This window comes from Rhizobium sp. RSm-3 (assembly GCF_001854685.1).
GTDB lineage: Bacteria > Pseudomonadota > Alphaproteobacteria > Rhizobiales > Rhizobiaceae > Rhizobium > Rhizobium ecuadorense.
In genome coordinates this window covers 298,596-313,076 of the sequence record NZ_MAWZ01000058.1, presented here as the reverse complement: position 1 = coordinate 313,076, position 14,481 = coordinate 298,596, and the positions used below count along the sequence as shown (strand labels likewise).

16 protein-coding genes are annotated in these 14,481 nt (G+C 59.7%); 15 read left to right on the top strand and 1 reads right to left on the bottom strand.

All coding sequences use genetic code 11. The features are described from left to right. Positions 1–405 precede the first annotated feature (405 nt). From BBJ66_RS30215 to BBJ66_RS30200, 4 genes are all read left to right on the top strand, one after another. A complete protein-coding gene (locus tag BBJ66_RS30215; protein WP_071092704.1) occupies positions 406–606 on the top strand; it encodes a type II toxin-antitoxin system VapB family antitoxin in 201 nt (66 codons plus the stop codon). Beyond that, positions 603–980 carry a type II toxin-antitoxin system VapC family toxin gene (locus BBJ66_RS30210; protein WP_071092702.1) on the top strand — a complete coding sequence of 126 codons (378 nt, stop codon included), beginning with the start codon at positions 603–605 and terminating at the stop codon, positions 978–980. Before BBJ66_RS30215 ends, BBJ66_RS30210 begins: the two co-directional genes overlap by 4 nt. A 280-nt stretch (positions 981–1,260) precedes the next feature. Beyond that, positions 1,261–2,664: an NfeD family protein gene (locus BBJ66_RS30205; RefSeq protein WP_071092700.1), complete on the top strand. Its 1,404-nt coding sequence runs from the start codon at positions 1,261–1,263 to the stop codon at positions 2,662–2,664. Positions 2,665–2,692: 28 nt separating this feature from the next. Beyond that, positions 2,693–3,454, top strand: a complete 762-nt coding sequence (locus tag BBJ66_RS30200; RefSeq protein WP_071092698.1) for a slipin family protein — start codon at positions 2,693–2,695, stop codon at positions 3,452–3,454. A gap of 234 nt (positions 3,455–3,688) precedes the next feature. Here the strand turns inward: BBJ66_RS30200 and BBJ66_RS30195 are convergent, their stop codons facing one another. Continuing rightward, positions 3,689–4,219 (bottom strand): prepilin peptidase, encoded by a 531-nt coding sequence (locus tag BBJ66_RS30195; RefSeq protein ID WP_071092696.1) that lies wholly within the window; start codon positions 4,217–4,219, stop codon positions 3,689–3,691. 259 nt (positions 4,220–4,478) lie between these two features. Between BBJ66_RS30195 and BBJ66_RS30190 the strand changes: the two genes are divergently transcribed. The 11 genes from BBJ66_RS30190 (at position 4,479) to BBJ66_RS30140 (ending at position 14,479) form a co-directional block, all read left to right on the top strand. Further along, positions 4,479–4,682, top strand: a complete 204-nt coding sequence (locus BBJ66_RS30190) for a Flp family type IVb pilin (protein ID WP_071092694.1) — start codon at positions 4,479–4,481, stop codon at positions 4,680–4,682. Positions 4,683–4,780: 98 nt separating this feature from the next. Further along, the gene (cpaB, locus tag BBJ66_RS30185) at positions 4,781–5,698 is read left to right on the top strand and encodes a Flp pilus assembly protein CpaB (RefSeq protein WP_071092692.1); all 918 of its coding nucleotides are present in this window, start codon (positions 4,781–4,783) and stop codon (positions 5,696–5,698) included. Positions 5,699–5,756: 58 nt separating this feature from the next. Next, positions 5,757–7,247, top strand: a complete 1,491-nt coding sequence (locus BBJ66_RS30180; protein WP_071092690.1) for a type II and III secretion system protein family protein — start codon at positions 5,757–5,759, stop codon at positions 7,245–7,247. Further along, a complete protein-coding gene (locus BBJ66_RS30175) occupies positions 7,231–7,536 on the top strand; it encodes a hypothetical protein (RefSeq protein WP_071092733.1) in 306 nt (101 codons plus the stop codon). Before BBJ66_RS30180 ends, BBJ66_RS30175 begins: the two co-directional genes overlap by 17 nt. 92 nt (positions 7,537–7,628) lie before the next feature. After that, complete coding sequence (locus BBJ66_RS30170) at positions 7,629–9,230, top strand: TadE/TadG family type IV pilus assembly protein (RefSeq protein WP_071092688.1); 1,602 nt, start codon at positions 7,629–7,631, stop codon at positions 9,228–9,230. Further along, a complete protein-coding gene (locus BBJ66_RS30165) occupies positions 9,227–9,706 on the top strand; it encodes a TadE/TadG family type IV pilus assembly protein (RefSeq protein ID WP_071092686.1) in 480 nt (159 codons plus the stop codon). The genes BBJ66_RS30170 and BBJ66_RS30165 overlap by 4 nt, the downstream gene beginning before the upstream one ends. Then, positions 9,700–10,326 carry a TadE/TadG family type IV pilus assembly protein gene (locus BBJ66_RS30160; protein ID WP_071092683.1) on the top strand — a complete coding sequence of 209 codons (627 nt, stop codon included), beginning with the start codon at positions 9,700–9,702 and terminating at the stop codon, positions 10,324–10,326. Before BBJ66_RS30165 ends, BBJ66_RS30160 begins: the two co-directional genes overlap by 7 nt. 29 nt (positions 10,327–10,355) lie before the next feature. Continuing rightward, entirely contained in the window at positions 10,356–11,498 is a 1,143-nt protein-coding gene (locus BBJ66_RS30155) for a response regulator/pilus assembly protein (protein WP_071092682.1), read from the top strand. Continuing rightward, complete coding sequence (locus tag BBJ66_RS30150) at positions 11,495–12,067, top strand: L,D-transpeptidase (RefSeq protein ID WP_071092680.1); 573 nt, start codon at positions 11,495–11,497, stop codon at positions 12,065–12,067. Before BBJ66_RS30155 ends, BBJ66_RS30150 begins: the two co-directional genes overlap by 4 nt. A 16-nt stretch (positions 12,068–12,083) precedes the next feature. Next, a complete protein-coding gene (locus BBJ66_RS30145) occupies positions 12,084–13,529 on the top strand; it encodes a CpaF family protein (RefSeq protein ID WP_071092677.1) in 1,446 nt (481 codons plus the stop codon). Further along, positions 13,526–14,479, top strand: coding sequence for a type II secretion system F family protein (locus BBJ66_RS30140; protein WP_071092675.1), 954 nt, complete (start codon positions 13,526–13,528; stop codon positions 14,477–14,479). The genes BBJ66_RS30145 and BBJ66_RS30140 overlap by 4 nt, the downstream gene beginning before the upstream one ends. Positions 14,480–14,481: the final 2 nt, after the last annotated feature.

The following is a 14,481-nucleotide window of genomic DNA, read 5'->3' as shown; positions in this document are numbered from 1 at the left end:
CGGCCCAGCCGGTCGGATCGGGGGCTGATCATCGGTGCCAGTGTCGCGTTTCTAACTGGCCGACAGCGTCGCAGCCCTATTCGGCTTTGACACATAACATTACATGGATACATTCTATTTCCAAGTGCGACATGCCAGAAAAAACAATGGCTTCCCTTTGGAGATTTTGGAATGTCCCGATGCTATTAGCAATTGACCCTCGCCGACCGACGTCGGCTGCACCAACTTGTGGAGCGCAAGGTTTCCACTCGGTGAACGAGCCGCCGACGCCGGGTGTCCGCGACTGGCAAGATATCACGTTGCTGGATTTGCACATCCGACGTCGGACGCATTGGAGTGGAGATAAGGCGTAGATTTCATCACCAAATGGTGCGATCTTAATGCCATAAGCAGGAAACTCAAACGATGCGATCGACTATCAATCTCGACGATACCCTCATGGAAAAGGCTAGGTCCCTAACCGGCACGAAAGAAACCGCCGCTCTGGTCCGCCAAGCGTTGGAGACGCTTGTTCGTGTGGAGTCGGGAAAACGTCTCATCGCGCTTGGCGGAACTATGCCGGACGCGGAGGCAGCCCCACGCCGCCGGAGCGCAGTTGCCAAGTGATACTTGCCGACACTTCCATCTGGATCGATCATTTCCGGCATGCCGATTCAGAGCTGCGTAGGATTATTGAGGACGATCGTCTCTTATGCCATCCAGCCGTGATCGGAGAGCTCGCACTTGGCAGCCTTCGGGATCGCAGTAGCGTGATAGCTTTCCTGGCGGCCCAGCGCGAAGCGTTCGTCGCGACCCACGACGAAGTCATGATGATGATTGATCGCCACGCCATTTTCAGTATGGGCATTGGCTACACAGATGCCCACTTGATGGCCTCAGTTCTCCTCGATCAACGAGCAGCCTTATGGACAAGAGACAAGCGCCTGCGGGCAGCAGCCGAAAAGGCGGGCGCTTCACTGCACACCCCTGCCAACGCGTGAAACTAAATACTGTATCGAAGCGCTCATGCTGGTCGTGAGCCGACTGAGCGCGGAGTTCCGATCGATCCATTACGCCACAATGACCTCCAAAGTTATCTATGAAGGCGTAACGGCAATCGTCATCATTGGCTTCGGAGCTCATCCAAGGCTTAGGCTTTTCATCCTCAGAGGTTAAACCAACCGTTCAAGCGAAGCCTTGAGCTTGGTGTTCTTTGCTTGTTCGTAATTCCTGAGACGCTTCTTCCTTTTCCTTTGTAATTTCCGACATACATTAAATATTATGTACGTTCCGCAGATTGTCGCGCGGGGATTAAGGTGTTGGCGATGGCAACCGCCAATCTTCACTTTGTTGTTTTTGCTGCTCTCAGCTTTTGGCTTCGCCGCACCGTCGGCGTCCAACCGCGCCGCTGTCGTCCTGAAGGTGAACGGCGCCATTGGGCCCGCGATCGCTGACTACGCAATACGAGGCATTCAGCGTGCTGGCGAACGCGGAGCGGTCTTGATCATTCTGCAAATGGACACACCAGGTGGCCTTGATACCTCCATGCGGGAAATCATTCGGGCGATCCTTGCCTCGCCGGTGCCTGTCGCGGGCTTCGTCGCACCAAGCGGGGCACGGGCTGCCAGCGCCGGCACCTATATTCTCTACGCAAGCCACATTGCGGTAATGGCGCCTGGGACCAATCTGGGTGCGGCGACACCAATCGCGCTCGGCGTCAAGCCTTTCGGCGGCGATGAGGAACCCGAAAAGAAGCCAAGCGAACCGAGCGGCAAGCAGCCAGAAGCTCCAGGCAATGCCAGCGAGGCAAAAGCCGTTAACGACGCAGTCGCTTACATTCGCGGGCTTGCGGAATTGCGCAGTCGCAACGCCGACTGGGCAGAGCGCGCTGTCCGCGAAGCTGCGAGCCTTTCATCCACTGCGGCAGTGCGCGAACGTGCCATCGATTTCATCGCCGTTGATGTCAACGACCTCCTTGCAAAGGCACAAGGACAGATGGTGCGGGTCGGTCAAACGGACGTCCGGCTCGATACCGCCGGTTTGGCCGTGCAGGAATTCGAGCCTGACTGGCGCACCCGCCTGCTTTCCGTCATTACCGATCCGAACATCGCAATCATCCTGATGATGGTCGGCATCTATGGCCTGGTCTTCGAATTTCTCGCACCTGGGACAATGCTTCCTGGCACGATCGGCGGCATCTGCCTCCTCCTCGGTCTCTATGCCCTGGCATTGCTGCCAGTGAGTTTTGCCGGCCTTGGGCTTATTTTCCTCGGCGTGGGATTGACTGTGGCCGAGGCGCATTCGCCAAGCTTCGGCGCTTTGGGCATTGGCGGCGGGATAGCCGTGATCCTGGGAGCAACCATTTTGTTTGATACCGACATACCCGGCCTGGAAGTGTCGCGACCCCTACTGGGCGCAATTGCATTTGCGACTCTTGCCTTTAGCCTTGTCGTTGCTCGCCTGGCATTCACCTCGCGCTTGCGCCAGGTTGCCACCGGCGCAGAGGAGATGATCGGCATTTCCGGTAAAGTTGAGAGTTGGACGGGGCTCACGGGGTACGTCATTGCGCATGGCGAACGCTGGAAGGCTGTTTCCGCCGAACCACTTGTTGCTGGTGACCCTGTCAGAGTGACCGGCCGCAATGGGCTGGCGCTCGAGGTCGCCAGCCGTCCTAAGGACACTTAACGGCACTCCGGAAGCAGGAGGAGAAGTCATGGATATGTTTGCAGATCTTGCCTTCTATTTGGTGGCCATTGTCATTTTGGTCGCCATCCTCGCATCCGCGGTTAAGATCCTGAGGGAATATGAACGCGGCGTCGTGTTCACACTTGGCCGCTTTACCGGAGTCAAGGGACCCGGCTTGATTCTGCTCATCCCCTATGTCCAGCAGATGATGCGGGTCGACTTGCGCACGCGCGTACTCGATGTCCCTAGCCAGGATGTCATCTCACATGACAATGTCTCGGTTCGTGTCAGCGCGGTGATCTATTTCAGGGTTATTGACCCCGAGAAGTCGACAATCCAGGTCGAGGATTTCATGATGGCAACAAGCCAGCTTGCCCAGACGACGTTGCGCTCCGTGCTCGGTAAGCACGACCTCGATGAGATGCTGGCAGAACGTGACAGACTCAACTCGGATATTCAGGAAATCCTTGACACTCAGACGGATGCTTGGGGAATTAAAGTAGCCACTGTCGAGATTAAACATGTGGATATCAACGAGTCGATGATTCGCGCAATTGCTCGCCAAGCGGAAGCCGAACGCGAACGCCGCGCAAAGGTCATTAATGCCGAAGGCGAACAGCAAGCTGCAGCGAAGCTACTGGAAGCGGCCGAAATTCTGGCCAGGCAGCCGGAGGCGATGCAACTTCGTTATTTGAGCACTTTGAACGTCATCGCCAGCGAAAAGACTTCGACGATTTTATTCCCCTTCCCGATGGAGTTCGGCAATCTGATGACCATTAAGCCGAAGTGATCGAACGGCACTGGCATTGATGATTGATCCAGGCTTAGCTGCGCGTTATTTCGGGCCTGATGAACAATTGCTCTTTGCGGCCCTCAAGGGCGGGCATCCTGCTGAACTCCGAAGGCGGCCGTCAAGGTCACACAACCCAATTCCCCGCAATGCCATTGCCGCTAACATCCGCCCACCACCAATGTTGAGCGCTTCGGCAATGGTGCGCTTGCGAGGAACTATGTTGATGCCAAGTCACTGCAGCTGCTGTCGGATAATCGGCAAAGCCAAGGTGAGGAGCACGGCGAAAACCATGACGACGCCATAAGGCACCTTCCGGCTCGCCCGGATTTCCGCGATGCGCATGAAAAAAGCGAGATGTGCGACGGGCAACGGCACCGGCAGCCGCAGGACCAGGAGCGTCACGATGCCGAGGACGAGGAGGAAAAACGAAAACGGCAGCATTCCGTGCCATCCGACAAAAAGGCCGATCGGCAGGAAAAGCTTGGCATCTCCTGCGCCGAACAGCCGGAGTGCCCAGAGCACCACCCCAAGCATGAACATCAGCAGGCCTGCCCCGACATCGCCGCCAATTCCGCTCGAAGCAAACAGCGCAGCGCCGACATCTTCGGAGCTGAGAATCACAGCCACCGCGCGCAATACATAGAGTGTTACGAGCGCAAGAACGACCGTGTTCGGGATCTTCCAAGTGCGGAAATCTGTCCAGGCGGCGTAGAGAAAAAGTAATACTGAAAGATAATTAATAACGACGACCAGTTTCAGCATGGATTGCAACCTCTTTGGGCTATTTAATCTACTTTCGCGTTCATTTTCATTCGTCGTCCGCGACGCTGGTTGGTATTTACTGCGAACTATTCGGACTTTGGTCTTAACCATAAAAGTATAGATGTATATCGTCCATGTATAAAACAATTGACTAATTTAGACTTAACAGATTATTAATACAACCAGTCGAAGGGGCGGTCTCGACGACAACGCCGCCGGGGGAAATACGGCGCACAACTTACCTGGGAGGTAATTCTCGATGAAAGCATTTGTAAACTGCGTACGCGCTTTCGCGCGGGAAGAAGACGGCGTCGCACTTACCGAATACCTCATTCTGCTTGCCTTGCTGGTCGGCGGCGTGATCGGGGCGGTGACATTGGCCGGCACCAATCTGGCAACCGTCTGGAACGGCTGGGCAGGCTGGTTTACGGCTAACCTGACCGCCCCAGCCGCAGCAGGCTGATATCGGTGTACGAAGAAGCGAGGGGTTTTGTTAACCCCTCTCTTCTAAATTAGAAGCAATGAATGGATGCGTTCCGTCCAGTGTAGCGAGTAACTGCGATGCGTTCTTCAACGATTTTAAGTCTCGTTATTGCGTTTGTCCTCGCAGCAGCAGCAGTTTTCGGCATGCGCGAGTATCTCTCCGATCAGAAGGCCCGGCTCCTGGCGATGAGCGGCGTGAAGGCCGAGGAGCGGACGCTCATCGTCGCCGCCAAACCGATGCGCTTCGGCGACCGGATCCGGCCCGAAAATCTCAGGGCCATCCCATGGCCCTCCAATGAAACACCCGCAGGCTCATTCGTCAGCATCGAGACGGTCGTCGGCAGCGATGCCCAGCCGCGTTATGCGATGGCGGCGATCGATCCCGGCGAGCCGGTACTCTCCTCGAAAATCACCGGCGCCGGCGAACGCGCCACGCTGTCGGCGGCCCTCGACCAGGGCATGAAGGCCGTTTCCATCCGTGTCAACGACGTGCTCGGCGTTGCCGGCTTCGTCAGGCCTTCCGACCGCGTCGATGTGCTTCTGACGCGGGTCGTGCGCGGGCCGGCCGGCAACGATCAGACCTTCGTCGACGTGCTGCTGCAAGGCGTCAAGGTGCTGGCGGTGGACCAGACGGCAGACGAGCGCAAGGACGAACCATCCGTCGTCAAAACCGTGACCTTCGAGGTCACCACCGATGAGGCCCAGCGCCTTACCCTCGGCTCCAGCATCGGCACGCTCTCGCTGGCGCTTCGCAATATTGCCTCTGCCTCCGTCGAGCAGACCCGGCCGATTACCGTCGCCGACCTCGGTGGCGGGGCGATGGCGACGGAGCTCGGCAATGATTTGGAAAAGAATAAGTTGCCAGAACCTGAAAAACAAGTGCAGATTGTAGAACAAAAGGTCGAACCGGTGTTGCCGGTTGAGCCGAAATGGGTGACGGTGGGGGTCTGGAACACGACGAAGCGCGAGGAGCACCGAGTCGGCCTGGTCCAGTGATGTTGTTTAGCCGGCATGCCGCAGATGCGGCCAGCCGAACGAGGGGGCTAAAGCAGGCATGGCGAATGGCAAGAGAAGAATCGCAGGGACGAAAAGCCTTGCGGCACTGGCGGCAGTATTTTCGGCCTGTGTGTGTCTAGGGCCCGGATTTGCAGGCTGCGCCAACGCACAGGAAAAATCGGTCACCTTAGGCAAATCGGTCCAGCGCGTGACCTTGCCTCCGAATGCGACGCTGACGCTCAATACCGGCCAGGCCTTCGGCGATCTCGTCATCGGCAGCGCCGATATGATCGACGTGGTGCCGCTTTCCGACAAGTCGCTGTTCATCCGCGGCAAGAAGATCGGCGCCACCAATATCTCGGTCTATGGCGACGACAAGTCGCTTCTCGGTGTCATCGATGTCCGGGTTGCCAGCGATTTCAGTGAGGTCGCTGCCGCCATTCGTTCTGCCGCGCCCTCGGCCCGGGTTATCGTGGCGAATTCCAGCGACCGCATTCGCCTGACAGGCATAGTCCGTGACGGCGTCGAATTGCAGCGGGTGATGGACATCGCCCAGTCCTATTCCGACCAGCCGGTGCTGAACCAGTTGCGCGTCAGCGACAGTCAACAGGTGATGCTGGAGGTCCGTGTCATCGAAGCCTCGCGCCAGACGGGTCGTGACCTGGGGATCGGTTGGTCCGGGTACGGCAATAACAACCGCATCGGCAAGGCAACGACCAGCCAGGGTATCACCGTGGACGATAGCGGCAACCTGGTCCGTACCCTCGTCGACCCCAAGGGTGCGGCAACGGGGGCGCTGCCCTTCGGTCAGTTGATCGCAAAGGTTCTGGAAATCTCGGGCGGCCACATCGACGTGGTCATCAACGCGCTCGAGCAGAAGGGACTGGTGCGTCGCCTGGCGCAGCCGAACCTCATCGCCATGAGCGGCTCGACGGCGAGCTTCCATGCCGGCGGCGAAGTGCCGATCCTGAAGACGACCAACAACGGCACGACAGTCGCCACCGAGACGGACTATCGCCCCTTCGGTGTGCGGCTGACCTTCAAGCCCGTGGTTCTCGATGATGGGCTCATCAATCTGGAGATCGAGCCTGAGGTTTCCGAGCTTGATCCGTCGATCAATGTCAACGGCAATCCGGGTTTCATCTCGCGCGCGGCCAGCACCACGGTCGCGCTTCGCGACGGCCAGAGCTTTGCCTTGGCGGGCCTGCTGCAGTCGATCAATGCCAAAGACATCCAGCAATTGCCGGGCCTCGGGAAGATACCGATCCTCGGTGCACTGTTCCGTTCGACGAGTTTCCAGAAGAAGGAATCCGACCTGGTGATCGTCGTCACCCCGCACATCGTGCGTCCGGCCCGTCCGGGGGAGGACCTCTACAGTCCGCTCGATCAGACGCGGTCGTCCAACGATGTCGAGCTTTTTGCGCTCGGCGTCCTGGAAGTCGACAAGGACATGCTCCGGCGCTTTCGCAACGGCGAAGGTGTGACCGGGCCTTATGGCCATCGTCTCGACCTGAACCAGGGAGGCCAGGTTGTTGCTACAAAACGCTAAGCGCGTCCTTCTCGTCCTTGCGGCCGCCGGCCTGGTTTCCGGCTGCGCCGACTACATGAACCATCGCGACACGATCACCTTCGGGGCCGGGAACGCCATGGAAGCAAACAAGGCCATCCATACCGAGGATCCGTTCCCGCCGGAAGCCCAGCGAACCCATATCGCAAGCGACGGCAAGGTGGTCCGCAGGGTGATGACTGAGTACCAGAACGGCGGGGTGGGGGTCATCGAGCCGTCGCCGGTCATGGGGGCTAATGGGGCGACCAACGGGGCGACCGTCAGCCAGTAGCTATTTGCAAGGCATGAACGGCGGCAGCGCGCCGGAAGGGAAAATGCACGAAACGGGGTCGTCACGGCGAAAGCCGTGATGGGGGTAGGTCAATGCTGAGCAGGGTTGTCAGACGATTCTGGAATGATCATCGTGGTTATGTCATCGCCTTGACGCTCATCGCCATGCCCATGCTTCTCGGCTTTTCGCTGCTGGTCATCGATGTCGGCCGCAGCAGCAACCTGCACACCGATCTCCAGAACGCGGTCGATGCGATGGCGCTGGCCGGAGCCCGCGAACTCGATGGCCGCGACGATGCCATTACGAGGGCGCAGACCGCGATCGAGAAAATCGCCAATAGCGCGGCTTTTTCCGGAGGCGGGGCCGGCATGTCGCTCGGCTCGCACATCAGCGTCACCTATAAGGCCGGAAACGACGCCGGCAGCACGGTCACCGTGTTTTTTCTGAAGAACATCCCGGCCAACGACGATACGCCGATCCCGGCTTCGATGAAAACGACGGTGGCCAGCGAAGCGTCCTACGCCTGGGTCATCGCCAAGCCGCAGGCGATGCAGACGATCTTTCCGGTCCCGGTCGGCTTCACCCGCAGCACGATCAACATCGCTGCCGATGCCGTGGCGGTATACCACGCCAGCGCCTGCGACGTGACGCCGATCTTTATCTGCAATCCCTACGAGCCGGCGGGCAATACGAACGAGGCCGCCAGCCAGCAGGCGGCGACGGATCTCCACACCAACTTCGCGGCTGGCAATCTCTACGGCCGGCAGATCGAAATGTACAGCACGTCCTCCGCCAATCCCGGGCCTGGCAATTTCGGATTCCTGCGGACACCGCTGGGCAATGGCGCGAACGTGATGGCAGAAGCTCTGGCCACCGGCAATCCGGGGGCCTGTTATACCCAGGACAGCCTCGATACCAAGACGGGTGCCATGGCCGGACCCGTTGAAGCTGGCGTCAATACGCGCTTCGGTATTTATGAGGGGTCGTTCAAGGGCTCGCGCGGGGACAGCCGCTATCGCCCGGCCCAGAACGTCCGCTCCGCGCAAAAGCAAACAGGGCAGAACGGCTGCAAAGGCTACGACCCGGCAATGGTCGGCAGCACGGTCGGCGATGTCACCAAGGCGGTGCCTTTGGGTTACGGCGCAACCATGGGCCCCCTCGGCGGCGGCAAGATCAGCACCGGCAACAATTGGAACTACGCAAACTACTGGAGTGTCGCCCAGGGAGGCACGGCGCCGTCGGTCAGCGCGATCCTCGGCAACTATTCCAGCTATCCCCCGGGGGCCACCGGAACGCCGAGCCGGCCCTCTGCCTATGATGTCTATCGTTACGAGCTCAATACCGCGGCGCTGCTCAACCATGCCTCTGCGAACGGCGAGGTCGGTACGCCGACGACGGGCGGCGGTCAGTGCTATTCGGGACCTGCTCTCTCGAACTACACGGGTAGCGAGTACAGTGATCGCCGAGAGATTTTCGCCGCAATCGTCAATTGCGGCTACGAGGCATCGGTCGGCCATCTGAATGGTCAGAAACAGACGCAGGCGGTTGCCTTTGCGCGCATGTTCATGACCAAACCGGCGATCAAGGCCGGTAGCGAGCGCTATCTTTCGCTCGAGGTGATCGACATATCAGGCAAGGGTGGTCGCGGTACGCTGGACGAATTCCTGCGGGAAGAAGCGGAACTTGTGAGATGATGGCGCTCCGCAACTTTATCCGGCATCGGCTTTCCCCAGGCTTCCGGCAGCAGGAGGAAGGCGCGGTGCTTGCCGAAGCGCTGCTCGCCATCCCCTTCGTGACGCTCTTTGCAGCTGGAATACTGGAGTTCGGCAGCATCTTCTGGGAGCGTATGCAGATCGACGCAGGCTTGCGCGATGCGGGGCGTTACCTCTCGCGATGCCGGCCGCTGTCGGGAACCTATGTGCCGACCTGTAATCAGGCGACTGCGAAGACGATCGCCTTTTACGGAACGCAAACGCCTGCGGCCGGCGCCACACCCCGCGTCCCCGGCTGGACCAACCCTGCCGACATCACCATCACCGCACCCGATGCGGATGGAAACATCACCATTTCCACCGCCCATCTCTACCGGAGCTCGCCGGTGTTCGGCTTTCTCGGAATCAACGCCATCACCATCAGTTCCTTCCATGAAGAGAGGTACATCGGATGGTGATCTCCAGGGCAATCAAGGCATTCTGGCAGGATAGCAGCGGCGTCAGCCTTGTCGAAGCATTGCTGACCTTTCCGATCGTCATGCTGGTGTTCGCCGCCTTCATCGAGTTCGGCTATGCCATGTCGCAGTGGAACCAGACGGTCAAGGCGCTGCAATATGGTGCTCGCCTGGCGGCCGTATCCGATCCGTTGACGACGAATTTCAATGCCGTTTTCCCAACCGACGCTGCCGATCCGCTCAACAACGGCAAAGCGGCGCCGAACGATGCCACGATATCCTCGACCTGCGGACCGGCTCTTGCGAACTGCAGCACGGCGGCATTGAACCGGATCGTGCTCGGAAGCGACGGCGTCTGCAACGCGGGAACCGATCCTCACCCCGGCATTTGCGACCTCAACTGGCGCATCACCCCGGATAAGCTGATGGTCACCTATCAGCGATCGGGGCTCGGCTATTGGGGCCGGCCGGACGGGCCTGTGCTGACGATGCGGCTGGAGGTGCGCAACATCACCTTCGATCTGCCGGTCCTCGGTGGCCTGTTGGGGCTGAACGACGTCACCATCCCGGCCCATCCGGTGACGATTACGACGGAAGATCTGAAGACGTGCTCCACCTGCTGACTCCTTAATTTACGCGTAGGAAAGCGAAAATGACAGCGCACATGAACATTGCCGCATCTACCAAGATCCTGGTCCTTTCCGACGACGCGGCTGCAGCGAGCTTCATGCTCGATACGTTCGGGTCGCTGTCGCGTTACGATGTCCGCCATCTCGCGCTGAAAGCGCTCGCGGAAAAGGGCCGGTTCGATCCGGCGCAGTTCGACCTGATCGTTCTCGACGTCGACAATGGGAAATTGCTGCAGCAGCCGGAGCTTTTCACGTTTCGCACCAGCTATCGGGACATTCCGCTGGTCGTCGTTTCCGAAGATCTGCCGGACGATATGATGCGGCTGCTCTTTCGCCTGAACGGCAAAGACTGGCTGAAGAAGCCGCTCGAGCGCCGCGCACTGATCGACATGATCTCGACCCATGCACCGGGCACCGGGGCGAGCGACAGCCGGGTGCATGCCGTGGTCTCGGCCGTCGGCGGCGCGGGCGCCAGCGTGATCGCCTCGTCGCTTGCGCATGTGCTGGCCCAGCCGACCAAGAATTACACGCCGCGCATCGACTTGTTCGACACGGATTTCTGCTCCGGAACGCTTGGCTATTACCTCAACCTCGTCAACGACTACGACTTGAAACCGGTCATCGCCAATCCGTCCCGGGTCGATCTGGAATTCATCGATCTGGTCAGAAAGCGGCATTCGGGCGGCTTTTCGCTGCTGTCCTTCAAGCAGCCATCCGTCCTTCTGGCGCCGAAGGGCCGTGAACTCGTGCTGCGCATGCTCGACGTCGCCGCCTTCGAGAGCGACCACACGATCATCGACGTTCCCTATTATGACACGCCGTGGAAATACGAGGTGCTCACGTCGGTCAACAGCGTCTGCATCGTCACTGAAATGACGGTGCCCGCGCTTTCTCAAGCCAAGGATCTGTTTGCCAATCTGGTGCGGCTGCGGGGCAGTGCGGATCAGATATTCATCGTCATCAACAAATACCGCTCCAAACTTTTCGGCCTCGGCCTGCGCCGGCAACAAACGGAAAAGATATTCAAGGAGATCCCGACGCATGTCATCGGGGATGACTGGGAGACTTTGAGCGAGGCGGTCAATCGCGGCGTGCTGCCATTTCAGGTGAATTCCCGGGCGCGCTTCTGCGGCGCGGTCGGCAAACTTGGAGCGCTGGTGCGATGAAGGCGATCGACCGTGGGCGTATAAGATCCCGTGCCGCCGGTGCCGGCCTTGCCGTTCTGACAATTCTGGCCGCTGCCGGAAATGCCGCGGCAGCCGGGCTTGTGCCACGCAGCCTCGGGCCGACGACAAGCGCCGTGGTGACGATCGAAAAAAGCTACGCGGCCGGGACGATCGTCATCGTCAGCAGCAACCGCACGCTGGACCTCGTCATCTCCGAAGGACGCGCTATTCGGTACAAGATCGGCGTCGGACGAGACGGGTTTCGCTGGAGCGGTACCGTCAAGGTCGGGCGCAAGGCAGAGTGGCCCGACTGGCGCCCGCCTGCCGAGATGAAGGCGCGCGCAGCCGGACTTCCGGATCTGGTGCCCGCCGGGCCGCTCAATCCTTTGGGTGCTCGCGGGATCTATCTCTACAAGGGCGGGGCCGACACGCTCTACCGCATTCATGGAACGAACGAGCAGTCGACGGTCGGCGGTTTCGCCTCATCGGGCTGTTTTCGCATGAGCAATGCCGACGTCATCGATCTCTATGAGAGGGTGAAGGTCGGTTCCACGGTCATTGTAAAATAGTTCAGGGGTGGGACGCATGGCGAGCGGTATCATGGGGCGTTTCTACAGGCAGGAGCCGGAAAAGCGGGAACATCCGGAGGCGGCCGAACTGTCTTTGATCGGCTCGGCTCAGGCCATGCCCGCCCAGCCGGCCTCCGAGGGGGCCATGGCGAGTGAGGAAGAGGCTTCGCTCGGGCCGGACATGGTTTCCGAGCGGGTCAATCTGCACCGTTACCTGCTCGATCGCATCAATCTCGGGATCCTCGACACACTCGACAACGAGGAGATCGCCACCGAGATCCGGCCATTGGTCAAGGATTATATCCGGACCAACAATTTTCCGCTGAATGCCAAGGAAATCAATGATCTGATCCGCGATATCACCGACGAGATGCTGGGGCTCGGACCGATCGAGCCGCTGCTGGCCGACGACACCATCGCGGATATTCTTATCAACGGCTATAACAGCGTCTATGTCGAGCGGAGCGGCAAGCTCGAGAGCACCGCCGTGCGGTTCAAAGACGAGGACCATCTGCTTCGGGTGATCAACAAGATCGTCTCGGCGGTCGGCCGCCGCGTCGACGAGTCGACGCCGATGGTCGACGCCCGCCTCAAGGATGGCTCGCGTGTCAACGTCGCCATCCGGCCGATCTCGGTCGATGGACCGCTCGTTTCCATCCGCAAATTCACGCGCAAGCCGCTGACGATGGAGCGCCTCGTGCAATATGGCGCCATGGCCGATGCGATGCGCATTCTTCTCAGCGCCGCGGTCAAGGGCAAGGTGTCGATGGTCATCTCGGGCGGCACCGGTTCCGGCAAGACCACGCTTCTCAACGCGCTTTCGTCGCAGATTTCTCCGAAGGAGCGCCTGATCACCATCGAGGATGCGGCCGAGCTTCAACTGCAGCAGCCGCATGTCGGGCGTTTGGAGACCCGGCCGCCGACGCTCGACGGACGCAACGAGATCCGGCAACGCGAACTTTTGAAAAACGCCCTGCGCATGCGTCCCGATCGCATCATCGTCGGCGAAGTCCGCGGCGACGAAGCCTTCGACATGCTGCAGGCGATGAATACCGGTCACGAGGGGTCGATGACGACCATTCACGCCAATACGCCGCGCGACGCCGTCGGCCGGCTTGAGCAGATGGTCGGCATGGCCGGGATGCCGATGTCGCAGGTCAGCATTCGCTCGCAGATCTCGTCGGCCATCACCATGATCGTGCAGGTCCAGCGCCTGAGTGACGGCACCCGCAAAGTTGTCTCGATTTCCGAGATCACCGGCATGGAAGGTGAAGTCGTGCAGATGCAGGAGATTATGAAATTCAAGAAAATCGGCACCGATGAAGGCGGGCGGATCCATGGAGAATTCCGCGCCACCGGCATCCGGCCGCGCTTCGTCGAGGAATTTGCCGAACTCGGGATCGAGATCCCCTCGACGATTTTCGATCCCGGCAAACCGCTGCAGACGGGACCTGTTCAATGATCCTGCTTCTCCTTTACGCTGCCGTTTTCACCGCCGCCCTGATAGCTGTCGACGCGGTACTGCGCGGCTACTTCAAGACATCCGAACGCCATCGCGCCGTGAACCATCGGCTGAGCTTGCTCGAGGTCAGCGATGATCATCGCAAGACCTATAGCGATATGCTGAAGGAACGCGGCGCTGCAACCAGTTGGCGGCAAACCCCGGTGATGCAGCGGCTGCTGCGGTTCTACGCCCAGTCGGGGATCAAGTTCGATGCCAGGCGATTTGCTCTCTTCGCGATCGCGGGCGCACTTTTGACCTGGCTGGTCGTTCAGTTCCTCGTGCCGAGCACGCTGTTCAGGATCCCTGTCTTTCTCCTCGTCGGCCTCCTCGTCCCTGCACTCGTCGTCTGGCGTGCCCGGGCACGCCGCATGAGGAAATTCGAACAGAAGCTTCCCGAAGCGCTCGATGTCGCCAATCGCAGCCTGGCCGCCGGCCACCCGCTGCCGGCGGCGATTTCTCTGGTGGCGCGCGAGATGCCCGATCCGATCGGCACCGAGTTCGGTCTGCTCTCGGATGAACTCACCTACGGCGTGACGCTGGACGATGCGCTGGTCAATCTGGCGGACCGGGTCGGCGTCGAGGATCTGAACCTGCTTGCGATATCGCTGAGCGTCCAGGCGGGAACCGGCGGAAACCTCGTGGAGATCCTGCAGAATCTCTCGAAGACGCTGCGAGACCGGTCGATGCTGAAGGCAAAGGTCAAGGCGATTTCCTCGGAAGGGCGCATCACGGCGATCTTCATGTCGATGTATCCGTTTCTGCTCTACGCGATGATCAAGGCGTTGTCTCCGACCTACTTCGATCCCGTTTGGGAGAGCGGCCACGGAACCGTCGTGGTGACCGTCCTGCTGGCCGTCATGGCGATCGGGAATGTCATTCTCTACAAGATGGTCAACTTCGAGTACTGAGG